Raw genomic sequence first — 21,976 nt, forward strand, 5'->3', positions numbered from 1 at the left:
GGACGTCTAGCGTGGAGGCTAGACGGCCCGAGACTCGGCTATGGGGTTGGTCAGCGCAGCTTCAGGCAGAGCACGAAGTCGAGGGTGTCGAGCTGACTGTCGAAGAAGTACCAGTTCGTGTACCCCTTCACCTTGCCGCACTTCGCCTCCGCGTCCTTCTCGCCGCTGGTCCGCCCGTCGAACCGGCGCAGCACCTCGTACGTCTTCGCGCCGCACGGGGCGATCAGCAGCTTGGGCTTGCCGCCGGTCGCCCCCTCGTTGCGGACGCACTGCCCCGCCTTGACGAACCGGGGGTCCGCCGACGACTCGGGGGCCGGCGCGGTCGGCGCGGGCGCCGTCGGGGAGGCCGCCGGGTCCTCCGGCAGGGGGCCGGCGCTCGGCAGGGCCGGCGCGGCGGCGGGCGGCCCGTCGTCCCGCCCGAACAGGTGCCAGAGCGCGGCACCGCCCGCGCCCGCGAGCAGCACCAGGGCCACCAACGCGCCGATCAGGGCACCCCGGCTGCGTCGTCGCTCCGGCGGCACGGGCTCGGCGGGATACGGCGGCGGGCCCCCCACGCGCTGGTACGGCGCGGCGGGATAAGCCTCGTACCGGTCCAGGGGGTGCGGCTCGTGCCGCTCTCCGGGGCGGTCCCACGGGTCAGGCCCACCGTGCCGGTCCCACGGGCCGGGTTGCGGCGTGCGGGAATCGGGCGGGAACCGTCCCGGCTCCCCGGGCCAGGGGGACCGCTCCGCCGGGTGGCGGGGCGTCGGACGCGGGGTCGGCCCCCGGTACCCCGTACCCGGATGCGCCCGGTCGTCGTCCGCCCAGGGCTCGGCCGGCCTGTCGTACCCGTCGTCCGGCCGTCGTCGCGGCCACGGCCCGGCGGGGCCGTCACCCGGTGGTCCGTAGTTCGACATGCGCACCCTCCTACCCGAGCGGTGAGGCCGGCCACAACGAGGGTCACCGACGCCGTGGTCACCGTAGCGTGGTCGATCGATGACATCACCACCCCGAAGCGCGCCGCCGCCCGCCGGGCCGGCCGCCCCGGGCACCGCCGGGGCGGGCGGCGGGGCCGCGCCCGCGAGCCGTCCGGCGCTGATCTGGGCCGCGCTGGTCGTCGTCTACGTCCTGTGGGGCTCCACGTACCTGGGCATCCGGGTCGCCGTCGAGTCCATCCCGGCCCTGACCTCGGCGGCCCTCCGCTTCGGCGCAGCCGCCGTCGTGCTCGCCCTTTTCCTCCGGGTACGCCGGGGCGCGGGCGCCCTGCGCGTGGACCGGCGTCAGCTCGCCTCGGCCGCCCTCGTCGGCGTGCTCCTGCTGGCCGGCGGCAACGGCCTGGTCGTGCTCGCCGAGTCGGGTCCGCCCGGCACGGCGGTGCCCTCCGGCATCGCCGCGCTGCTGGTCGCCACCGTTCCGCTGCTGGTCGTCCTGCTGCGGACGGCCACCGGGGACCGCCCCCGGTTCTGGACCTTCGCCGGGGTGACCCTCGGCTTCCTCGGCCTGGTCCTGCTGGTGCTGCCGACGGGCGGGGCGGGCGCGGCCCCGCTGGCCGGCGCGCTGACCGTGGTCGCGGCGGCCACCAGTTGGTCGGTCGGGTCGTTCCTGTCCGGACGGCTGCGGATGCCCGCCGACCCGTTCGTCGCCACGGTCTACGAGATGCTCGCCGGGGCGGTGGCGCTGGCCGTGCTCGCCGCCGCCCGTGGCGAGCTGGGGGACTTCGACCCCGGACGGGTCACCGGCCGGTCCTGGTTCGCGCTGGCGTACCTGATGGTCGCCGGCTCGCTGGTCGCCTTCACCGCGTACGTCTGGCTGCTGCACAACGCCCCCATCTCGCTGGTGTCCACGTACGCGTACGTGAACCCGGTGGTCGCGGTCGCGCTCGGCGCGCTGCTGGTCGCGGAGCCGATCACCGCCCAGGTGCTGCTCGGCGGCGCGGTGATCGTCGCCGGGGTGGCGCTGGTGGTCAGCACGGAACGCCCCGGACGCCGAACCGGGGCCCCGGACCGGGCGAACCGGCGGTAGCGTCCGGCCGGTGCCCGCCGGCCCGCTGACCGCGCTCGCCCCGCTTGCGGGCGGAGTGCCGGTTGCCCTCGCGCTGCTGGGCGCGGCGGTCGGGGCGGCCGTACCGTGGCTGGCCGACCGCCTCACCGCGCCGACTCCGCCGACGCACGGTCAGCCGCCGGCTTGTTCTCGCGGGGCGGCCCGCCTTCACCCGGCTGCCCGTCCTTGCGCGGCGGCTCGTTCTCGCCGGGCGGCCTGCCCTCACCCGGCGGCTTGTTCTCGCGGGGCGGCCTGCCCTCACCCGGCGGCTCGTTATCGCGCGGCGACCTGGGCGCTGGTCGGGGCGGTGGTCTTCGGCGGGCTGGGCGTCGCGCCCGGCCCCGGGGCGGCGCTGCCGGCGTTCCTCGCGGTGGCGGCGGTCGGCCTGGTGCTCGCCGTGGTCGACCTGGCCTGCCTGCGGCTGCCCGATCCGCTGGTCGGGGCGGCGGCGCTGGGCGCGCTGGCCGGGCTGGTCGCGGCGGCGTCCGTCGACGACCGGCCGGGCCGGCTGCTCGGGTCGCTGGCCGGGGCCGCGCTGGCCTTCCTCGGGTACGCGCTGCTGGCCCTGCTGCCCGGCTCGCGGCTCGGCTTCGGCGACGTGAAGCTCGCCGCCGTGCTGGGGCTGGCGCTCGGCTGGCTCGGCTGGCCGACGCTGCTGACCGGGCTGGTTCTGCCGCACGTGCTGCACGGGCTTGCCGTGCTCGCCCTGCTGGTCACCCGCCGCGTCCGCCGGGACACGCTGCTGCCGCTCGGGCCGGCCCTGCTAGCCGGCGCCTGGCTCGCCGCCCTCTTCGCGCAGACGCCGTGACCGACTCCGTGCCGGCGGCGTGGGGCTGTCCCGGGGCGTGACCGATTCCGTGTCGGCGGCGTGGGGGGTGTCCCCGGGGCGTGATCGGCTCCGTGTCGGCGGCATGGGGCGGTCCCGGAGCCCCGGATGCCCCCGTTTCGGCGACACGGTGTCGATCACCGCCCCCCGGCACGGAAGTTGATCATCGCGCCTCGGTCAGGGCACCCGCCTCCTCACAGCAGGCGGAGTTGGCGGTCCTTGGGGCGGCGGGGCTCGGCCTCGCCGAGGCGCTCGAACAGGCCCGGGTCGATCACGTCGAGGAAGGGCGTCGGGCGGCAGTCCCGCTCCGCGCCGTGCCGGGTGCGGCGGGCGGCGTGGCTGACGTAGAGCCGGTCCTGGGCCCGGGTGAGGCCGACGAAGAACAGCCGCCGCTCCTCGGCGATCGCGTCGTCGTCGGGCGTGGAACCGGGCCAGCGCAGCGGCAGCAGCCCGTCCTCGCAGCCGACCAGGAAGACCACCGGGAACTCCAGCCCCTTGGCGGCGTGCAACGTGAGCAGGGTGACCGCCTCGGCGCGCGGGTCGAGGGCGTCCACCTCGGCGCCGGTGGCGAGCTGGGACAGGAACAGCTCCAGGTCGTCGCCGCAGCGCCGGGCCAGCGGCATGAGCAGGTCCACGGCCGCGCGGACCTCCTCGGGGCGTACCGCGCCGGGGGAGGCGTCGAGGGTGGGCGCGGCGAAGCGGTCGGCGACGACCTGCCCGGCGAGCCGGACCCGGGCGGCGAGGTCACCGGCGAGCCCGTCGGCGTGCCGCAGCTCGCGGGCGATGGCGGTCACGCCGGGCCGGTCGCGCAGCCGGTCGTGCGAGCGCTTCTGCACCGGGATGTTCGCCCGGGCGAGGGCGTCCACGATCGGCGCGGCCTGCGCGTCGGTGCGGTACAGCACGGCGATGTCGGAGAAGGACATGTTCGTCGACCGGCCGTCGATGCGGCCCGAGTCGAGCGACCGGTGGGAGAGGCCGCCGACCAGTTCGTCGACGGTGCGTACCACGAAGTCGGCCTCGTCGGCGACGGACGCGGCGGCGTACCGGCCGACCAGCGGGGCCTCCGGGTCGAGCCGGGCCGGGTCGAGCCGGCGGCCCCGGACCAGCGACGACGGCGCGATGGCCTGCACGGCGGCGGCCAGGATCGGCGCGGACGAGCGGTAGTTGCGGTTGAGCCGCACCAGCCGGGCGTCGGTGAAGTCCTGCGAGAAGCGCAGGAAGTAGCCGACGTCCGCGCCCCGGAACGAGTAGATCGCCTGGTCCGGGTCGCCGATCGCGCACAGGTTGCCGTCGGCGGGGCTGAGCAGCCGCAGCAGCTCGTACTGGACGGCGTCGACGTCCTGGTACTCGTCCACGAAGATCCACTGCCAGCGGTCCCGGTACCGCTGGACCAGCTTCCCGTCGCCGCGCAGCAGCTCCACCGGCAGGGTGAGCAGCTCGTCCAGGTCGACCAGGTCCCGCTCGCGCAGCAGCGCCGTGTAGGCGGCCCGGTCCTCGCCGGCCTCGGCCTTGGCCGCCGCCCGGTCGGCGTCGTCGGCGATGCGGAAGTCGTCCGGCAGCCCGGCCGCCGCCGTGTTCTCCCGCAGGACGGCCAGCCCCAGCGAGTGGAACGTGCCCACGGTGATGTCCTCGGCCACCGGCCCGAGCAGCCCGTCGAGGCGGTGCCGCAGCTCCTCGGCGGCCCGCCTGGTGAAGGTGATCGCGAGGCAGCGCTCGGGGAACACGTTCAGCTCGGCACAGAGGTACGCGATCCGGTGCGTCAGCGTCCGGGTCTTGCCCGTGCCCGGCCCGGCCACGATCAGCAGCGGTCCGCCCGGCGCGGAGGCCGCCACCCGCTGCATGGCGTCGAGCCGGTCCAGCAGCCCGGTGCCGACCTCCTCCATGCCGGCGAGCATCGGCTCGAACGGCTCGTGCGGGGAGGGCTGCGCCGGGATCGGCGGCGGCGGGGGCTCCGGGGCGGGCCGCCGCTTCGGCTCGGGCTTCGCCGCCGCCGGCCGCTTGGCCTTGGCCGTCGGCTGCGCGGGCACCGGTACGTCGAACAGCGTCTCCGCCTGCGCCCCCGCCCCCTTCGCGCCCAGCTCGGCCGGGTCGAAGAGGGTGATCACCCCGTATTCGCCGTCGTAGCCGGGCACCCGGCGCACGTCGCCCCGGCGCAGCCGGCCGATGCCCTCGGCGAGCAGCTCCCCGCCGACCCGGCCGATCTCGTCCAGCGGGGCGCGGGTCAGGATCTCCAGCTCGGGGCCGAGCGCGGCGACGAGGTCGTTGAGCTTCCCCGCGACCTTCTTCGACTTGGGGCCGACCTGGTTCAGCTCGCCGAGGATCTCGGCCAGCGGCACCAGGTGGGTGACGCCCGGGGCCTGGCCGGGCCGGTGCCCCTCGGGGCGGTCGGCCAGCTCCTCGACCCGGCTGAGCACCCCGACGGTGACCGGCCTGCCGCACTCGGGGCAGCGCCCGCCGGCGGCCCGGGTCTGCTCGGGCGACCAGTTGACCTCGCACACCCGGTGCCCGTCGGCGTGGTACTTGCCCTCCTCCGGGAAGAACTCGATGGTGCCGTCGAGCCCGTCGCCGGTGCGCAGCGCCTCGCGGACGGCGAAGTAGTCGCGGTCGGTGGCGAAGACCGTGGCCTCCCGGGCCAGCGCGGCCGGGGAGTGGGCGTCGGAGTTGGAGACGAGCCGGTAGCGGTCGAGGCTGCCGACCCGCCAGTTCATCTCCGGGTCGGACGACAGGCCGGTCTCCACCGCGAAGACGTGCTCGGCCAGGTCGGCGTAGCAGTCGGCGATGGCGTCGAAACCGGACTTGGAGCCCAGCGCCGAGAACCACGGCGTCCAGATGTGCGCGGGCACGAGGTAGCCGTCCGGGCTGGCTTCGAGGGTGATCTCCAGCAGGTCCCGGGAGTCCAGGCCGAGGATGGGCCGGCCGTCGGAGGCGATGTTCCCGATCCGGCCGAGGGTGGTGTTGAACCGTTCCACCGCGTCCAGGTCCGGCAGGTAGATCAGGTGGTGCACCTTGCGGGTGCGGTCGTCGCGCTTGTAGATCGTGGAGATCTCCACGCTGAGCATGAACCGGACCGGGTCGGCCTCCGCCTCGCTGGCCAGCCGGGGCGGCAGCCTGCGGGCGACGTCCCGCTCGGCCTCCGGGGAGAGCCGGTACAGGCCGGGCTCGGCCGGGTGCAGCGTCTCGCGCAGGTGGTCGTACCAGGCGGGGTGGGTGAAGTCGCCGGTGCCGAGCACGCCGATGCCCTTGCGCCTCGCCCACCAGGCGAGGTTCGGCAGGGTCAGGTCGCGGCTGCACGCGCGGGAGTACTTCGAGTGGATGTGCAGGTCCGCGACGAACGGCGAGGGGCCACCGGGGGGTGCGGCGCTGAACGGGAGCACGCCGCATCCTGTCACGCCCGCCCGGGTGGCCGCCTCCCGCCACGCGTACGGGTGACCTGAGCAATCCTTACCTCGACACCCGCCGCGCCGTGCGGTATGCCGCCGGGGGCGGTCAGGGGGTGCGCAGCTCGACCAGGGTGACCTGCGGGTTGGCCCCGACCCGGACCGGCGGCCCCCAGAAGCCGGCCCCGTTGGTGACGTACACCTTCGTGCCGTCAACCTCGCCGAGGCCGGAGACGACGGGCTGCTCGAGCTTCACGGCCAGGTTGAACGGCACGATCTGGCCGCCGTGGGTGTGCCCGGACAGTTGCAGGTCCACCCCGAACTTCGCGGCCTCGACGGCGGCGATCGGTTGGTGGGCCAGCAGCACCACGGGGCGGCCGGGGTCCCGGTCGCCGAGGGCGGCGGCGTAGTCGGCGGGGGCGGCCAGCCCGGTGCCGGCGGCGCTGACGTCGTTGACCCCGGCGAGGTCGAGCACGCCGCCCGGGGTGCGGATCTCCTGCCGGACGTTCTGGAGGACCCGCAGGCCGAGCCGGTCCACCTCCCGCACCCACTCCTCCACCCCGGAGTAGTACTCGTGGTTGCCGGTGACGAAGAAGCTGCCGTACCGGGAGCGCAGGTCGCGCAGCGGGGCCGCCGCGTTGCCCAGCTCGGCGACCGACCCGTCGACCATGTCGCCGACCACCGCGACCAGGTCGGCGTCCAGCCGGTTGATCATCGCCACGATCCGCTCGGTGTGCTCCCGCCCGCGCAGGGGGCCGAGGTGGATGTCGGAGACGGTGGCGATGCGCAGCCCGTCCATGCCGCGCGGGAGCTTCGCCAGCGGGATCTGCACCCGGTCCAGGTGCGGCGGGCCCATCGCGTTGCGCACCCCGTAGCCGGTGACCCCGGCGGCGGTGAGGCCCGCGAAGATCGCCGCGCCCCGGGCCAGCAGCAGTCGGCGGGACGGGTCGTGGTCGGGCTGGTCGACGGCCACGGCGGCCGGCGGCTCGGCGGTGCCGGCCGCACCCACCAGCACCGGCTCGGGCGCGGCGGCGGCCGGCTCGGCGGCGGTCACCCGGCGGCGCAGCGCCAGCCGGGTCACCAGCATCGGCACCTCCAGCACGAGGAGCACGACGAGCAGGTAGAACATCAGCGCGAGCCACAGGTATCCGGGCCAGGCCAGCCAGTACCAGCCCGCCTGGGTGCCGGCCATGGTCGCCGGCACGAGCAGCGCCAGCAGCAGGGCGGCCACCGCGCCGACCCGACGCCAGCGGCCGGGACGGGTGGTGTCCCTGACCAGGCGTCGCCACAGGTAGAAGTGGATCAGGCCGACGACGAGCGCCACGAAGCCCACGAAGCCCAGGGTCGCCAACACGGGAGTCCTCTCAGCCGCCCGCGAAGGGGGGCAGTACGTCGATCGTCGCGCCGGCCGGCAGCGGTGCCCGACGATCATGACAGGTGACGCCGTCGACCAGGAAGCTCGCCGCCCGCAGCACGGCGGCGAGCCGCGCGCCGTGGCGTTCGGCCAGCTCACCGGTGAGTTCGTCGAGGCAGCGCCCGGCGGGCGCGCTCTCCTCGGGCGTGCCGGCGGCGGCCCGCGCCCCGGCGAAGTACCGGATGGTGAGCTTGCCGGCCGTGGAATCGGAGCCGTGCACCGTCATCCCCCGATCGCGGACATCGGCCGGGCGGGCTGGAGGAAGGCCGGGTCGTCGATGCCGTGCCCGGCCCGCTTGCCCCACGTCGCCGCGCGCCAGCGTCGGGCCAGCTCCGCGTCGTCCGCCCCGCCCCGCAGCGCCCCGCGCAGGTCGGACTCCTCCGTGGCGAAGAGGCAGGCGCGGACCTGGCCGTCGGCGGTCAGCCGGGTGCGGTCGCAGTCGCCGCAGAACGGCCGGGTCACGGTGCCGATCACCCCCACCCGGGCCGGGCCGCCGTCGACCAGCCACGTCTCGGCCGGCGCGGCACCGCGCTCCGCCGGGTCCGGGGCCAGGTCGAAGCCGGTACGCAGCGCGGCGAGGATCTCCTCGGCGGTGACCATGGCCGCCCGGTCCCAGCCGTGCTGGGCGTCCAGCGGCATCTGCTCGATGAAGCGCAGCTCGTAGCCGTGGGCCAGGGCGAAGCGGAGCAGCGCCGGGGCCTCGTCGTCGTTGACCCCGCGCATCAACACACTGTTGATCTTGATCGGGGTGAGCCCGGCGGCAGCCGCCCCGGCCAGCCCGGCGAGCACGTCCGCGAGCCGGTCCCGCCGGGTCAGCCGGGCGAACCGGGCGGCGTCGAGGGTGTCCAGGGACACGTTCACCCGGTCAAGGCCGGCGGCGCGCAGGGCGGGGGCCAGCCGGTCCAGGCCGAGGCCGTTGGTGGTCAGCGAGATCCGGGGTCGGGGCTCCAGCGCGGCCACCGCCGCGACGATGCCGGCCAGGCCGGGCCGGATCAGCGGCTCCCCGCCGGTGAACCGCACCTCGGTCACCCCGAGCAGCCGCACCGCCACCCCGACCAGCCGGACGATCTCGTCGTCGGTCAGCAGTTGCGGCCCGGCCAGCCAGGGCAGACCCTCGGCCGGCATGCAGTACGTGCAGCGCAGGTTGCACTTGTCGGTCAGCGAAACGCGAAGGTCCCGGGCGACGCGGCCGTACCGGTCGACGAGGCCCCCGTCGGTCGGCGCAGCGGCGGTCACCGTTCGACCGTAGCGCGCCCGGGCCCACGCAGGGCCGCGCGGGCGGCGGCGGCCACCGAGTCGCGGTACGTCGCGCCGAACAGGGCGGTGTGCACCAGCAGCAGGTGGAGCTGGTGCAGCGGCACCCGCTCGCGCCACCCGTCGGCCAGTGGCCACACCTCCCGGTAGGCCGCCGTGATCCGGTCGAGGTGCGGCGCGCCGCCGAAGAGCGCCAACTGGGCCAGGTCCGTCTCCCGGTGGCCGCCGTGCGCGGCCGGGTCGATCAGCCATGCCCGCCCGTCCGCCCCCCACAGCACGTTGCCCGGCCAGAGGTCGCCGTGGATCCGCGCCGGCGGCTCGTCGCCGCCGAACTCCCCGATCCGCCCGATCACCTCCTCGACCAGCGCCGTCTCGACGCCGGTCAGCGCGCCCTCGTCGACGGACCGCCGCAGGTACGGCAGGAGGCGTCGCCGGGCGAACCACTCCGGCCACGGGCCCGCCTCCCGGGTGTTGTCCTGCGGAAGCGCCGCGACGAAGCCCGGCCACTCCGCGCCGAAGGCGTCGGCCCCGGCCCGGTGCGTGGCGGCCAGATCGCGGCCGAACCGCTCGGCGGCCTCCGGCGTCGGCTCGCCGGGCTCCACCCAGTCGAGCGCCAGCAGCTCCGGCAGCGCCACCACCACCTCCGGTACGGGCACCCCGCCGGCCTCCCGCAGCCAGCGCAGCCCGGCCGCCTCGGCGGCGAAGAAGCCCTCCGGCGCCGGCCGTCCGGCCCGCTCCTGCGGCCAGCTCTTGGCGAAGACCGAGTGCCCGTCGTCCAGCGTCAGCCGGGAGGCCGCGCAGATGTCCCCGCCGGAGACCGGCGTCTCCCGGATCCGCTGGTGGGTGAGGAACGTCGGAAGGTGCTCCGGATGCGCCCGCAGGTACGCCAGGTCCATGAGCGCAAGGTATCCGTTGCAGACGCTCTCCGTGGGGTACGGCGCTGACCTGGGCTCTTACTCTCCGTGCCTGTGGATAACCCGCGTGTCGTCCACAGGGCCGGAAGGGCGGCCGGGAGTTGCCGACGCTGCCCCCATGAACTCCGTCGACCGCGCCCGGCTCACCGTCCGCTCGCCCGCCGACCTCATCGCCGCCGTGCCGTACCTGCTCGGCTTCCACCCCGCCGACAGCGTCGTGGTGGTCGCGCTGCGCGGCCGGCGGATCGTCTTCGCCGCCCGCGCCGACCTGCCGGGCACGGGCGACGACCCGCTCGACCCGGCCACCCACCTGGCCGGCGTCATCGCCCGCCAGGGCGCCGAGTCCGCCACCGTGCTCGGGTACGGCGACGCGCCCCGGGTCACCCCCGCCGTCGACGCGGTACGGCAGTCGCTGGCCGTCGCCGGGCTGGCCGTGCTCGACGCCCTGCGGGTGACGGGCGGCCGGTACTGGTCGTACCTGTGCGCCGAGCCGGCCTGCTGCCCGCCCGACGGCACCCCCTACGACGCGGGAGCCAGCGAGGTCAGCGCGGCGGCCGTCTACGCCGGCCAGGTGGCGCTGCCCGACCGGGCGGCCCTGACCGCGCAGGTGGCCCCGTTCGACGGCCCCGCGCGGATGGCGATGCGCCAGGCTGTGGCGAGCGCCGAGCGCCGCCGCGACGAACTGGTGGTCGGACAATCCACCGACGACCTGATCGACGGGCGCGCCCTGCGGCGGGCGGGCATGACCGCCGTCCGCGCCGCCATGCGTGGGCAGCGCCGGGGCGAGCGGCTGACCGACGACGAACTGGCCTGGCTGACCCTGCTCCTCACCCACCTCCCGGTGCGCGACCACGCCTGGGAACGCACCGACGGGCGGGAGCGCGACATCGCCCTCTGGACCGACGTGCTGCGGCGCGCCGCGCCGGAGCTGATCGCCGCCCCGGGCTCCCTGCTGGCCTTTGCCGCGTGGCGGGCGGGGCAGGGGGCGCTGGCGGCGGTGGCCCTGGAACGGGTGATCGAGGCGCACCCGAACTACTCGCTGGCGCTGTTGCTGGATGACCTGCTGAGGCGCGGGGTGCCGCCGTCCCGACTGGACGGCTGGCCGGCGGTCGACGCGCCGGGGATGCTGCGCCGTCGACGCCGACGCGGTTGAGGATCGGGGTGGGCGGGGGCCGGCGTGGTGCTCTCGGATCTCCCCTTGGGGTCTGCTCACGCCTTACGCTGTGCCAGCGACGGAACAGCCTGGCAGCCGTCCCTGAGGAGTGGATCTTGAGTCACAGAGTGAATGAAAGCCGGGGAGTTGATCTCTAGCGGCCCAGGTCAGGAAGTCTGCTCCCCGCGCATGCGGGGGTGATCCCGGTCGGCACCCTCGCGGCGTTCGCCGACCGGGCTGCTCCCCGCGCATGCGGGGGTGATCCCGTGTCCAGCGGCTCCAGCCCGGGGTAGTTGTCCTGCTCCCCGCGCATGCGGGGGTGATCCCTCGCCGTCACCTGCTACACGAATGCCGTTTAACTGCTCCCCGCGCATGCGGGGGTGATCCGGGCCGCCCGGGTGTCGGCGGTGACGGCGCCGCCTGCTCCCCGCGCATGCGGGGGTGATCCCTGGTCCGGCCCGTACGAGCCGTACGTCTCCTCCTGCTCCCCGCGCATGCGGGGGTGATCCCGTGATCATGCCGACGCTGCGCCCCTTTTTGATCTGCTCCCCGCGCATGCGGGGGTGATCCTCGTAGCGGCACCGCCCGACAACTAAGTCGGGCCTGCTCCCCGCGCATGCGGGGGTGATCCGCCGAGCGCGGCGGCCTGGTCGAGGGCGATGCCCTGCTCCCCGCGCATGCGGGGGTGATCCCATCCACGCAGGTCAGCCACTCCCCTGCTTCGACTGCTCCCCGCGCATGCGGGGGTGATCCCGTGCTGCGGCGGTGGAAGCCAGCCGCGAGGCTCTGCTCCCCGCGCATGCGGGGGTGATCCGGTCGGAGGGCAGGTTGTTGAGGGCGACCAGTGCTGCTCCCCGCGCATGCGGGGGTGATCCCCCATGCCCTGCCGCGCCCAACTCCAGGACGAACTGCTCCCCGCGCATGCGGGGGTGATCCGTCTGCCGGGTGCGGCGGCACAGCGTCAGTGCCTGCTCCCCGCGCATGCGGGGGTGATCCCGACGTCACCGTCGAACGCGCCGGCGGCAGCTCCTGCTCCCCGCGCATGCGGGGGTGATCCGGACTGCGGGGAGGAGTTCCGGCACCTCGCCAGCTGCTCCCCGCGCATGCGGGGGTGATTCCCGATGAGGGCGAACCGCCGACGTGTTGAGCGCACCGACACCCCTCCGGCCCTCACCTATGAATCGCCAGCCTGCGCCACCCCAACTGGCTGGCTCCACATGGGCGACGTAAGCGCGGCGACGCAATCTTGGACGCGAATGGCCCCTATGGGGGCCGAAATCTACCAAGATCTCCGGAGCGTCCCGTCATCCGAGACCAATTCCCGGTTAGTAGGAAACCGACCTGGCCGGCCTCGCCATGCTGAACGACTACAGGGCTCGTGGCGGTCGGTCAGGCTACTTGGGCATCGCCCCACAGGGCCTCGAAGTGCTCCACGTACCGGTCGAACGGGCCTCCAGCCTCCCGGCGTCGGAAGTGCAGCGTTACTGAATCCTGGCCCAGCCCCGCCCCGATATGGGTGGCGACGATGGCGTCGTCATCGAAGATCCAGGTCGACATGGCGATGTGACGGTCAGAGATTCGCACGGGCAGAGGGGTGGGCGACTTCGCGATCTCCGCCTGCGACATGGCGATTCTGGTTCCGAGGGTCAGTGGGGTCGCCTCGACGCGGTCGCGTCCGGTGGTGACGGGGCTTGCTGGATCGCCGAGCAGGAAGCGCACGTCCGCGCCGTTGTCGAGCTTCGTGCCCAGTGTGGCGGGGGCATTGGGCACCTCAAGCCAGACGAAGTAACTCGTAAATCCTCCGAACCACAGTCTTGTCTTCGCACGCTCGATCAGCTCGCGGAAGAGGGTGCGAGGTAGATCTGATCGCCGGGCGTAGACGCCGACGAGTTCCCGATCGGACCCCACCTTGACCGCGCGACGCACAACTTCAGGCCAGAGCACGCCCACATCCTTACCCAGCACCTCGGCCACACGCACTCGGGATCGCGGATGAGGAATTCGACCCCGACTGATCCAGCGTTCCACGGTTTTGGGGTCCACATGGCATCTCTCAGCCAGGTCGCTGGCGGTCAGACCTGCCACGGTGAGGGCTGTGTGGAGAACGTCGTTCCTTATCACCGGGAGGGACCTTTCGTAGACGTCCCTTGATGGTCGCACGCGATGGTTCAACCGTCCGTGAACGAGTGTGAGCGTTTCGTGTAGGACGGCGTGGCCGGTGGAGGAGTTGCCCGGCGGTCGCGTGCGTCGAGGGGGTCGCCCCGGTCCTTCCTGCGCGACGCGCGGGCGGCCCCCTCTCCAACCTCGACGGAGAGGAGCAGCGATGCCGCACCGAGGAGGGCGTCACCCGTCCCGACGGGGCCGGCACTGCGTGTGCCAGGTCTGCCGCCCGGCCCCGCAGCCACGACTCGATTCCGCACCACCGGCCCCGGGGCCCGCGCCGAGGCCGGGCCCACCGTCACCCCGGGCCCCGCACGCTTCCCCGCTGGGCAACCCGGCGACCCCGCCGCACGGGAAGCAGCGCAACGAGGCGTCGGCGTGGCCCGTCTTCGGGTCGGTCGTCGCCCGGCGTACCCCTGAGCAGCTCACGCCCGGGAGTGCGGCGGCGGGCGACCCCCGGGGGCGTACCCCTGGGTCTGACCTTGCGGACCACCGCCCGCAGGGGCCCGCGTGGGTCTGCCGGCGCTGCGGGTGGCCCTTTCCCTGCCCGGCCTGGACGGAGGGCTCGATCGACAGAGACGCCCGCGTGATGCTGCTGCCGGAGTTCGTGCGGATGGCGCGGCAGGCCGTCCGTGACCTCCGGGGGCAGCCGGGCGGGCCGACGCCCCCGGAGGTGGTGCGGCGCTTCCTGTGGTTCCTGCCGCTGACCGACGACCAGGCGCGGGCCGTCGCGCTGCGGGTGCGCTGATGTCGCGCGTCGCCCGCCCACACGTGCCGCTGCGCCCGATCTGGCTGTGCCGCGCCTGCGGCCACCCGTGGCCGTGCGGGGAGGCGCGGCTGTCGCTGCTGGTCGAGTACCGGGGCAACCGTGTCGCCCTGCTCATCTACCTGGCGGTCCTGCACGACGAGGCCACGGAGCAGCTGGCGCAGTTGACGCCCGGGGAGCCGCCCCCCGACCTCACCGAGCGTTTCCTGTCCTGGGCCCGCGCTCGCGGGTAGCGGGGGTGTGGGCACCGGTGGGAGCCGAGCGGCAGCGGTCAGCCGTGGAAGTCGGCAGCGAAGGACAACTTCTCGAACCTGCGGGCGGCGAGATCGTCGCGGCTCAGCGTGTAGAAGAGGGTCGAGTAGTCGGTCTCGAAGTCGGTGCCGACCTTGTCCTCGGTCAGGTAGAACTCGACCAGCAACACCTGGGTCTCGAAGTCGACCGGGACGCCCAGACCGCCGGTGTTGGAGGTGCCGTACCCGCCGAGGACGGCCACGCTCTGGCCGCCGCAGCCGCCGTCATCGTCATCGTCATCGTCGTCGACCTCGAGATCCCAGACGATCTCCTGGTACAGCTCCTCGTCGTCGCGGTCCTCCCCGGCGTAGAGAGGACTGTCGCCGGGCCACTCGGGGAGGCTCCAGTCCGGCGTGCCTCTGAGGGGGAAGCGCTCGTACACGCTGGGGGTGGTGGGGGCCGGCTCGGCCTCGGCGACCGCCGTGCCGGCCGGCACGTAGATCACGTGCGCGGCCTCGGGGAGCATGGCTGTCTCCGAGAAGAAGACCAGGGTGCCGTCGCTGGGAAGATCCAGGTCGTGGGCGTCGCGGGGAATCGCGGCGAGGTCGATCGAGGCCAGGTGGACGGTGCGCTCGGGCCAGGCGACCGAGGCGGGCAGCGCCGGCCTGCCGCCGAAGTACCCGACGACCGGGCCGCTGCCGCCCTTCTCCAGGTTCAGGCAGGGGCGCGCGAGTCGCAGCCACCAGTCGATGGCGTCGTCAGGCATGTCTGCTTGCCGGGCGACAACCCGGAACGCTTCCAACTCGTTCATGGGACGCAGTGTGGCAGGCCGCCGGTGGCGGGCGGGCTTCGACGGCGTACCCCCGGCTCTGCCCTTGCGGGGCGCCGCCCCCACGGGTCCGCGTGGGCATGCCGGCGCTGCGGGGTAGCGGCGCTCGGCCGGGGCGGGCGTGGTCAGCCGTGGAAGTCGGAGGCCAGCGACACCCCTTCGAACCGGTGAGCGGCCAGGTCGGCACGGGTGATCACGTAGAAGAGGGTGGCGTAGTCGGTCTCGAAGTCCTCGCCGACCAGGTCGTCGGCCAGGTGGAACTCGACCAGCAGCACCTCGGTCTCGGGGGTGACCGGAATGCCCAGACCGCCGGTGTTCGAGGTGCCGAACCCACCGAGGACGGCCACGGTCTCGTCGCCGCGATCGTCGTACCCGAGATCCCACACGAGCTCCCGGTAGAGCCGCGCGTCGTCGCGGTTCTCCCCCGCGTAGCGGAGGCTCATCCAGGGCGCCTCGGGCAGGCTCCAGTCCGGGCTGCCGCTGAGCGGAATGCGGTCGTACACCGTGGCGGTGCTGGCGGGCGGCTCGGCTTCGGTGACCGCCGTGCCGGCCGGCACGTGGACCACCTGCCCGATGTCGGGCACCGAGTCCGTCACCGAGAAGAAGACGAGGGTGCCGTCCCTGGGGAGGTCCAGGTCGTGGGCGTCGCGGGGGATCGCGGCGAGGTCGATCGAGGCCAGGTGGACGCAGTCCTCGGGCCAGGCGACCGAGGCGGGCAGCGCCGGCCTGCCGCCGAAGTGCCCGACGACCGGGCCGCTGTCGTCCTTCTCCAGCCGCAGGCAGGGGCGCGCGAGTCGCAGCCACCAGTCGACGGCGTCGTCGGGCATGTCCTTCTGCCGGGCGGCGGCTCGAAACGCCTCCAGTTCGTTCACGGCCGCATTGTGGCAGGCTTCTTTGCGCCAGGCTTTCCGGGCTTGTCCGGTGTGGACGCCGGGGACGCCCGGTGTCCTGGGGGCGCTGACACCGGCAGGACACCCGGCAGGAGTCTCCTGCCGGGCCTCCTGCCTGGGCCGCCGACCGCACCGCCGATTGACTCTGCGTCATGACACAGACCTGGAAGGTGACCTCCCGCCTCCTGGCGGCAGGGGCGCTCGTCGGTGCCACCGCCCTCGCCGGACCGGCGGCGGTTCCCGCCCGCGCGCAGGCCGGCCCGGCCGCGAAGGCGGGCGACGCCGCGATCCTCGACCTGATCCCGGCCGCCACGCGGGCCCGGATGGCGGCGCAGGTGCCGCTGGTCGACGCGGCGACCGGCCTGCGGGCCGCCGTCGAGCGCGGCCCGGCGCGCGGGTACGCCGGCATCGGGCTGGTCGGCGACCACGTCGCGCTCTGGTGGAAGGGGGAGCTGCCGGCCGACATCGCCTCGGCCGTGGCCGTCGCCCGCCGGATCGCGCCGGTCGAGGTCACCCCTGCGGCGTACGCCAAGGCGGAGCTGGCCGCCGCCGCCGAGCGGATCGCCCCCGTGGTGGACGGCGACGCGGGCGACGCCGCCCACGACGTGCGGCTGCGCACCGACGGCTCCGGTCTGGAGATCGTCGTAGACGACGCGGACGCGGCGCTGCCGAAACTGCCCCGGACCGGGGTGCGGACGACCGTCGTGCAGCAGGAGCGGCTGGTTCCCCGGTCCCGGGAGGACGACTCCGCGCCGTGGAGCGGCGGGGCGCGGATCTGGAACGACTCGGGCGCGGGCTGCTCGATCGGCTTCGGCGTACGCGAGGTGGCCGCCGGCACCAACCACCTGCTCAGCGCCGGGCACTGCGGCGCGATCGGGGCGCAGTGGAGCGACGGCCAGGGCGAGCCGATCGGCGTGCAGACCCACAGGAACGTCGACCACGACACGATGCTGATCGCCACCCCGTCGGCCGGCGGCTGGATCTACGTCGGCGGCTCGAACGACAACGCGCGGGCCCGGGTGGTCGGGTGGACCCAGGTCTTCCCCGGCCAGCTCCTCTGCCAGTCCGGCGCGACGTCGGCCGGGGTCCTCGGCGGCCCGATCTGCGACCTGGAGGTGCAGTTCCACTACACCGACCGGGAGGACCTGGTCGAGGCGACCCAGCTCGACGGGGACGATTCGGCCCGCGGTGGTGACAGCGGCGGCCCGGTGTACGCGGTCAACTCCGACGGCACCGTCCTCGCCGCCGGCACCACCACCCGCTCGGCCGGCCCCGGCTTCGGGTTCCAGGACTTCGCCACCGCCCGCGACGACTTCGGCGACATCGTGCCGGTGACCGGCACGGCCGCCACCTGCCGAATCTCCTTCACGGTGACCGCTTCGTGGGCCAACGGCTACACCGCCGCCGTCACCGTCTACAACGACGGGCCGCAGGTCAACAACTGGACCGTGGGCTGGACGTACGGCGGCGGTCAGCTCGTCCAGGGGGGCTGGAACGGCGTGTTCCAGCAGACCGGCCCGGCGGTGACGGTGGCCAACGAGTCGTACAACGCGACGATCCAGTCCGGCGGCTCGGTCAGCTTCGGGTTCACCGCGAGCGGGCCCGCGACCAACCCGGCGCCGTTCACCCTGAACGGCGCCGCCTGCTCCTGAACCTGCCTCCCACCCCAGGTGGGCCCCGTCGGGCGGGCACCCGGCGGGGCCCACCTGCGGCTCTGTTCCGCAGGCGTTGACGAGGCACCCTTGCTTACCCCTCGGCGCGGAGGCGGTCGCGGGCGTAGACGCGGGCCAGCCCGTGGAAGCCGTACCGGTCCTCGCGGGCGAGCAGCAGGCCCGCGTCGACCAGTTCCTCGGCGCAGGCCGCCGCCACCTCGGCGGTCGCGCCGGTGACCGTGGCGAGCAGCGCGGCGTCGAACTCCGGGCCGTGGAGCAGGGACGCCCGCCGGAAGACCCCGGCCGCCGTGGGGCCGAGCCGACGGTACGAGGCGTCGAACGCGGCGCGCACGTCGAGATCCCCGGTGGCCAACTCGGCCAGCCGCCGCCCCGGGTCGCGGAGCCGGGCGACGAGCTGGGCCACCGGCGAGCCGGGCCGGCTGGCCAGCCGGTTCCCGGCGACGCGGATCGCCAGCGGCAGCCGGCCGCACAGCTCGACCAACTCGTCCGTGCCGGTCGGGTCGGCGGCGAGCCGCTCCGGGCCGGCGATGGAGGCGAGCAGCCTCCGGGCGGCGTCCGGGGCGAGCAGGCCGAGCGGGACCCGGACGGTGCCGGTCAGCCCGGTCAGCGCGCGTCGGCTGGTGACCAGGGTCAGGCAGTGCCGCCCGGCCGGCAGCAGCGGGCGGACCTGGGCCTCGTCGGCGGCGTCGTCCAGCACGATCAGCAGCCGCCGCTCGTGGGTGAGGGTGCGGAACAGCCGGCCCCGCTGCTCCGCCGGGCCCGGTATCCCCGCCTCGGGCAACCCGAGGGAGCGGAGCAGCCCGGCGAGGGCCTCGGCGGGGTCGACGGGGCCGGCCGGCGCGGTGCCGCGCAGGTCGACGAAGAGCTGACCGTCGCCGAAACCGCCGCCGAGCCGGTGCCCGGCGGCGACCGCGAGGCTGCCCTTGCCGATGCCGGGCGGCCCGTGCAGCACGACGACGGAGGAGGTGGTGGCGCTGCCGTCGGTCACCCCGGCGGCGAGGCGGGTCAGCGCGGCCAGCTCCGGCTCCCGGTCGACCAGCTCGGGGACCGCAGCGGGCAGCTCCGAGGGAACCGCCGGCAGCGGCGGGCGGGCCGTGGGCCCCGGCGGGCAGCGCTGCGCGCGGGCCAGGTCGAGGAAGCCGTCGCGGTCCGCGCCGGCCAGGCCGAGCGCGTCCGCGAGCAGCGCGACGGTACGCCGCTGGGGCGTACGGACCCGGCCTCGTTCCATCTCCCGGATGGTCCGGACGCTGGACCCGGACGCCTCCGCCAGTTCCTCCTGGGTCAGGCGGCGGCTGTCGCGCAGGTCCCTGAGCACCTGCCCGAAGCCGCCGCGCTGCGGTACGGCGACGCGCATGTTCCCCCACAAACCGCCCACACGTTCACGTTCGTCTTCACGGAGCGTGCGTCGATCGTGGCACAGGGCTCCCGATCGCGGGGGGCGGCATGGCGTGAGCCTCGCCATAACGACCGATGCGCGGCGGGGGCCTCCTTACGCGAGGCGGTGCGCGCCCGCGTAGACGTTCATCGTCCGGCCGCGCAGGAAGCCGACCAGCGTCATCCCCGCCTCCTCGGCCAGCTCCCCGGCCAGGCTGCTCGGGGCGGACACGGCCGCGAGCAGCGGCACGCCGGCCATCCACGCCTTCTGGGTCAGCTCGAAGCTCGCCCGCCCCGAGACCAGCAGCAGGTGCCCGGCCAGCGGCAGGCGTTCCTGGCGGACGGCCCAGCCCACCACCTTGTCGACGGCGTTGTGCCGGCCGACGTCCTCGCGCAGCACCACCAGTTCGCCCTCGGCGGTGAAGAGCCCCGCCGCGTGCAGCCCGCCGGTGCGGTCGAAGTTGCGCTGCGCCGCCCGCAGCCGGTCCGGCAGCTCGGCCAGCAGGGCGGCCGGCACGGTCAGCGGGTCGTCGGCGACGGCGAACCGGGAGCGGGTCCGCACGGCGTCGATGCTGGCCTTGCCGCACACGCCGCACGAGCTGGTGGTGTAGAAGTTCCGGGCCGGGTCGGTGGCCGGCTCCGGCACGCCGGGGGCGAGCACCACGTCCACCACGTTGTACGTGTTCGGCGTCTCCGCGCCCGCGCAGAGCTGGGCGGTGTGCACGTCGGCCGCCGAGCGGATCAGCCCCTCGGTCAGCAGGAACCCGATCGCCAGGTCAAGGTCGTCGCCGGGCGTGCGCATGGTCACGGCGAGCGGTCGCCGCCGCCCCGGCCCGCCCGGCCCGACCCGGATCTCCAGCGGCTCCTCGACGGCGAGGCTGTCCGGCCGGCGCACGGCGACGCGGGACGGGTCGGCCGCGTCGAGGTCGATGCGGAGCACCTTCCGCCGGTCAGTCGCCCGTCCCATCCCGCAATCCTGCCCGAACGCCCGGGCCGGTGCCACGCAACCGGTCGAGTCGGGGCAGGCCGCGCGGGAGGCCGCCGGCACCCGGCGGCGGTACGGTGACCGGGTGACGGGCTGGGCGGCGGTCGTGCTGGCGGGCGGGTCGGCGCGCCGGATGGGCGGCGTCGACAAGACCGGGCTGGCGGTGGGCGGCCGGTCGATGCGCGAGCGGGTGCTGGACGCCGTCGCCGACGCCGACGTGCGGGTCCTGGTCGGCCCGGACGGCCCGGTGCCGCCCGGCGTACGGCTGACCCGGGAGGAGCCGCCGGGCGGCGGGCCGGTCGCCGCCGCCGCCGCGGGCCTGTCCCTGCTGCCCGCCGGCACGACCACCGTCGCCCTCCTCGCCGCCGACCTGCCCCTGCTCACCCGGGAGGCGGTGGGGGTGCTGCGCGGCCGGCTCGCCGACCCGACGGTGGACGGCGCGTGCCTCGTCGACCGCGAGGGCCGGCGGCAGCAGCTCTGCGGGGTGTGGCGGCTCGGCCCGCTGCGGGCCGCGCTCGACCGGCTGGCCGCCGCCCGGGGCGGCACGCTCGACGGGGCGTCGGTGCGCTCGCTGCTCGCCGGGCTGGCCGTGCGCGAGGTGCCCTGGTCCGGCCCGGGCCCGCCGCCCTGGTTCGACTGCGACACTGACGAGGACGTACGCCGGGCGGAGGAGTGGGCGCGATGACGGTGCTGGACGACTGGGTGACGGCGGCCTGCGCGGAGCTGGGTCTCGACCCGGCCGGGGTGCCGGTGTCGGCCGTGCTCGACCTGGCCAAGGACGTCGCGCACCAGGTCGTGCGCCCGGGCGCGCCGGTCACCGCGTACCTGTTGGGGCTGGCCGTGGGGCGGGGGGCCGATCCGGCGGTCGCCGCCGGGAGGCTCAGCGACCTGGCCGGCGCCTGGCCCGTCGAGTTGGGCGACCGCCCGCCCGCCTGATCCCCGCACGATCGGGCCGATTCGCGCGACCGCCCGCGTGGGTAGGGTGACCGTGACGGACGGAGGCGATCATGACGGTAGGCCACCCCTCGGCACCGGATGGAGACGCGCCCGGCGGGCGGCCCGAGCACGAGCCGATCCTGCTCGACGAGTCGACCACGGCTGACCTGAGGGCGAAGGTGACCGAGGCCTGGCAGGAGTTCGCCCGGGCCCTCGCCGAGCGGCTGCGCGGGCTGCCCCCCGGGGCGCACGTCGAGCTGACCCTCGACCCGACCGCCTCGGGCACCGGCGACGCCATCTACTCGATCAGCGTCGACCTCGGCGACGACGGGCGGCTCTCGGCGCGGGCGGTCGGCAACGCGACCCTTCCGCAGGGGTACCGGCTGGACCGGTCCGCCGTCGCCGGCATGATCGCGCTCGGCTGGTCGCCGCCCGGCGTGGTCGAGGGCTCGGGCGAGCACTTCGGCCTAGAGGGTGACGCCGCCGAGGCGACCCGGCTGGCCGCGCTGCTCTCCCGCACCCTGCGGGACGTGTACGGCGCGCCGCACCCGGCGTTCCTGGTCTACCTGGTGCACGACGCCGAGGGGGAGCCGCTGCCGGTGGGGCCGATGGGCACCGCGCGCAGCGAGTTCGGCCCGGACCGGGACGTGGAGGCGGACCTGGACGAGGCGCTGGCCGCCGCCGGGGCCAAGACGGCGGCCAGCGACGTGCTCGCCCTGGCCGAGCGGGTACGCACGGTGGTCTCCACCATGCTCAAGTCCGAGCCCGACCGGTTGCAGGTCGACTCGGACGGCGACATCAACATCCGGGCCGGGTCGGCGATGGTCTTCGTCCGGGTGCGCGACAACCCGCCCCTGGTGGACGTCTTCTCGCCGGTGCTCACGGAGGTCGAGCCCACCGAACGGCTCTACGTGAAGCTGTCCGAGCTGACCAACCGCATGCCGATCGGGCGGCTGTACTGCGCCGACGACACGGTCTGGGCGTCGATCCCGGTCTTCGGCCGCGACTTCCAGGCCACCCACCTGATGCTCGCCGTGCAGGTGATGACCGGCCTCGCCGACGAGCTGGACGACCGGCTGCACGGCGAGTTCGGCGGGAAGCGCTTCTTCGGCGAGGGCGACAAGCCCGGCCGGCGGGACACCGACGAGCACCGCACCGGCATGTACCTCTGACGA

20 protein-coding genes and 1 CRISPR repeat array are annotated in these 21,976 nt (G+C 75.0%); of the genes, 9 read left to right on the top strand and 11 right to left on the bottom strand.

Annotated features, from left to right (window positions below; all coding sequences use genetic code 11):
- Positions 1-50: 50 nt before the first annotated feature.
- Entirely contained in the window at positions 51-554 is a 504-nt protein-coding gene (locus LPU43_RS05530; protein WP_229399334.1) for an LppU/SCO3897 family protein, read from the bottom strand.
- Between the two features lie 421 nt (positions 555-975).
- Between LPU43_RS05530 and LPU43_RS05535 the strand changes: the two genes are divergently transcribed.
- Both LPU43_RS05535 and LPU43_RS05540 read left to right on the top strand, forming a co-directional pair.
- On the top strand, positions 976-2,001 hold the full coding sequence (locus tag LPU43_RS05535) for an EamA family transporter (RefSeq protein ID WP_229399120.1): 1,026 nt from the start codon (positions 976-978) through the stop codon (positions 1,999-2,001).
- Between the two features lie 325 nt (positions 2,002-2,326).
- Positions 2,327-2,827, top strand: coding sequence for a prepilin peptidase (locus tag LPU43_RS05540; protein WP_229399121.1), 501 nt, complete (start codon positions 2,327-2,329; stop codon positions 2,825-2,827).
- A 212-nt stretch (positions 2,828-3,039) separates the two neighbouring features.
- Here LPU43_RS05540 and LPU43_RS05545 read toward each other — a convergent pair whose 3' ends face one another.
- The 5 genes from LPU43_RS05545 to LPU43_RS05565 form a co-directional block, all read right to left on the bottom strand.
- Entirely contained in the window at positions 3,040-6,219 is a 3,180-nt protein-coding gene (locus LPU43_RS05545; protein WP_229399122.1) for a UvrD-helicase domain-containing protein, read from the bottom strand.
- Between the two features lie 112 nt (positions 6,220-6,331).
- The gene (locus LPU43_RS05550) at positions 6,332-7,576 is read right to left on the bottom strand and encodes a metallophosphoesterase (RefSeq protein ID WP_229399123.1); all 1,245 of its coding nucleotides are present in this window, start codon (positions 7,574-7,576) and stop codon (positions 6,332-6,334) included.
- Positions 7,577-7,586: 10 nt separating this feature from the next.
- The gene (locus LPU43_RS05555) at positions 7,587-7,856 is read right to left on the bottom strand and encodes a MoaD/ThiS family protein (RefSeq protein WP_229399124.1); all 270 of its coding nucleotides are present in this window, start codon (positions 7,854-7,856) and stop codon (positions 7,587-7,589) included.
- A 2-nt stretch (positions 7,857-7,858) separates the two neighbouring features.
- On the bottom strand, positions 7,859-8,872 hold the full coding sequence (moaA, locus tag LPU43_RS05560) for a GTP 3',8-cyclase MoaA (protein ID WP_229399126.1): 1,014 nt from the start codon (positions 8,870-8,872) through the stop codon (positions 7,859-7,861).
- Complete coding sequence (locus LPU43_RS05565) at positions 8,869-9,786, bottom strand: fructosamine kinase family protein (RefSeq protein WP_229399127.1); 918 nt, start codon at positions 9,784-9,786, stop codon at positions 8,869-8,871. Before LPU43_RS05565 ends, moaA begins: the two co-directional genes overlap by 4 nt.
- Positions 9,787-9,922: 136 nt before the next feature.
- Here LPU43_RS05565 and LPU43_RS05570 point away from each other — a divergent pair, with 136 nt between their 5' ends.
- Positions 9,923-10,957: a DUF4192 domain-containing protein gene (locus LPU43_RS05570; RefSeq protein ID WP_229399128.1), complete on the top strand. Its 1,035-nt coding sequence runs from the start codon at positions 9,923-9,925 to the stop codon at positions 10,955-10,957.
- 176 nt (positions 10,958-11,133) lie between these two features.
- A CRISPR array of direct repeats spans positions 11,134-12,075; the repeat unit is 28 nt; unit sequence CTGCTCCCCGCGCATGCGGGGGTGATCC.
- A gap of 271 nt (positions 12,076-12,346) precedes the next feature.
- Here the strand turns inward: LPU43_RS05570 and LPU43_RS05575 are convergent.
- Positions 12,347-12,931 (bottom strand): XRE family transcriptional regulator, encoded by a 585-nt coding sequence (locus LPU43_RS05575; RefSeq protein ID WP_229399129.1) that lies wholly within the window; start codon positions 12,929-12,931, stop codon positions 12,347-12,349.
- Positions 12,932-13,703: 772 nt separating this feature from the next.
- On the opposite strand from LPU43_RS05575, the gene LPU43_RS05580 reads away from it, so the two are divergent.
- Both LPU43_RS05580 and LPU43_RS05585 read left to right on the top strand, forming a co-directional pair.
- Positions 13,704-13,865 carry a hypothetical protein gene (locus LPU43_RS05580; protein ID WP_229399130.1) on the top strand — a complete coding sequence of 54 codons (162 nt, stop codon included), beginning with the start codon at positions 13,704-13,706 and terminating at the stop codon, positions 13,863-13,865.
- Positions 13,865-14,116 carry a flavin reductase gene (locus tag LPU43_RS05585; RefSeq protein ID WP_229399131.1) on the top strand — a complete coding sequence of 84 codons (252 nt, stop codon included), beginning with the start codon at positions 13,865-13,867 and terminating at the stop codon, positions 14,114-14,116. Before LPU43_RS05580 ends, LPU43_RS05585 begins: the two co-directional genes overlap by 1 nt.
- Positions 14,117-14,154: 38 nt before the next feature.
- Here the strand turns inward: LPU43_RS05585 and LPU43_RS05590 are convergent, their stop codons facing one another.
- Together LPU43_RS05590 and LPU43_RS05595 are read right to left on the bottom strand one after the other, a co-directional pair.
- Entirely contained in the window at positions 14,155-14,925 is a 771-nt protein-coding gene (locus LPU43_RS05590; protein ID WP_229399132.1) for a DUF1963 domain-containing protein, read from the bottom strand.
- A 143-nt stretch (positions 14,926-15,068) separates the two neighbouring features.
- The gene (locus LPU43_RS05595; protein ID WP_229399133.1) at positions 15,069-15,815 is read right to left on the bottom strand and encodes a DUF1963 domain-containing protein; all 747 of its coding nucleotides are present in this window, start codon (positions 15,813-15,815) and stop codon (positions 15,069-15,071) included.
- A gap of 170 nt (positions 15,816-15,985) precedes the next feature.
- On the opposite strand from LPU43_RS05595, the gene LPU43_RS05600 reads away from it, so the two are divergent.
- Complete coding sequence (locus tag LPU43_RS05600) at positions 15,986-17,485, top strand: cellulose binding domain-containing protein (protein ID WP_229399134.1); 1,500 nt, start codon at positions 15,986-15,988, stop codon at positions 17,483-17,485.
- Positions 17,486-17,579: 94 nt separating this feature from the next.
- Here LPU43_RS05600 and LPU43_RS05605 read toward each other — a convergent pair whose 3' ends face one another.
- Positions 17,580-18,881 (bottom strand): helix-turn-helix domain-containing protein, encoded by a 1,302-nt coding sequence (locus LPU43_RS05605; protein ID WP_229399135.1) that lies wholly within the window; start codon positions 18,879-18,881, stop codon positions 17,580-17,582.
- A gap of 114 nt (positions 18,882-18,995) precedes the next feature.
- Entirely contained in the window at positions 18,996-19,847 is an 852-nt protein-coding gene (gene fdhD, locus LPU43_RS05610; RefSeq protein WP_229399136.1) for a formate dehydrogenase accessory sulfurtransferase FdhD, read from the bottom strand.
- Between the two features lie 103 nt (positions 19,848-19,950).
- Between fdhD and LPU43_RS05615 the strand changes: the two genes are divergently transcribed.
- The 3 genes from LPU43_RS05615 to LPU43_RS05625 all read left to right on the top strand — a co-directional run bounded on the left by LPU43_RS05615 (position 19,951) and on the right by LPU43_RS05625 (position 21,973).
- On the top strand, positions 19,951-20,550 hold the full coding sequence (locus LPU43_RS05615) for an NTP transferase domain-containing protein (protein WP_229399137.1): 600 nt from the start codon (positions 19,951-19,953) through the stop codon (positions 20,548-20,550).
- Complete coding sequence (locus LPU43_RS05620) at positions 20,547-20,801, top strand: DUF6457 domain-containing protein (RefSeq protein ID WP_229399138.1); 255 nt, start codon at positions 20,547-20,549, stop codon at positions 20,799-20,801. Before LPU43_RS05615 ends, LPU43_RS05620 begins: the two co-directional genes overlap by 4 nt.
- A 71-nt stretch (positions 20,802-20,872) precedes the next feature.
- Entirely contained in the window at positions 20,873-21,973 is a 1,101-nt protein-coding gene (locus tag LPU43_RS05625; RefSeq protein ID WP_229399140.1) for a T3SS (YopN, CesT) and YbjN peptide-binding chaperone 1, read from the top strand.
- The last annotated feature ends 3 nt before the right edge of the window (positions 21,974-21,976 follow it).

Source organism: Micromonospora okii, from assembly GCF_020884795.1.
GTDB classification, from domain to species: domain Bacteria; phylum Actinomycetota; class Actinomycetes; order Mycobacteriales; family Micromonosporaceae; genus Micromonospora; species Micromonospora okii.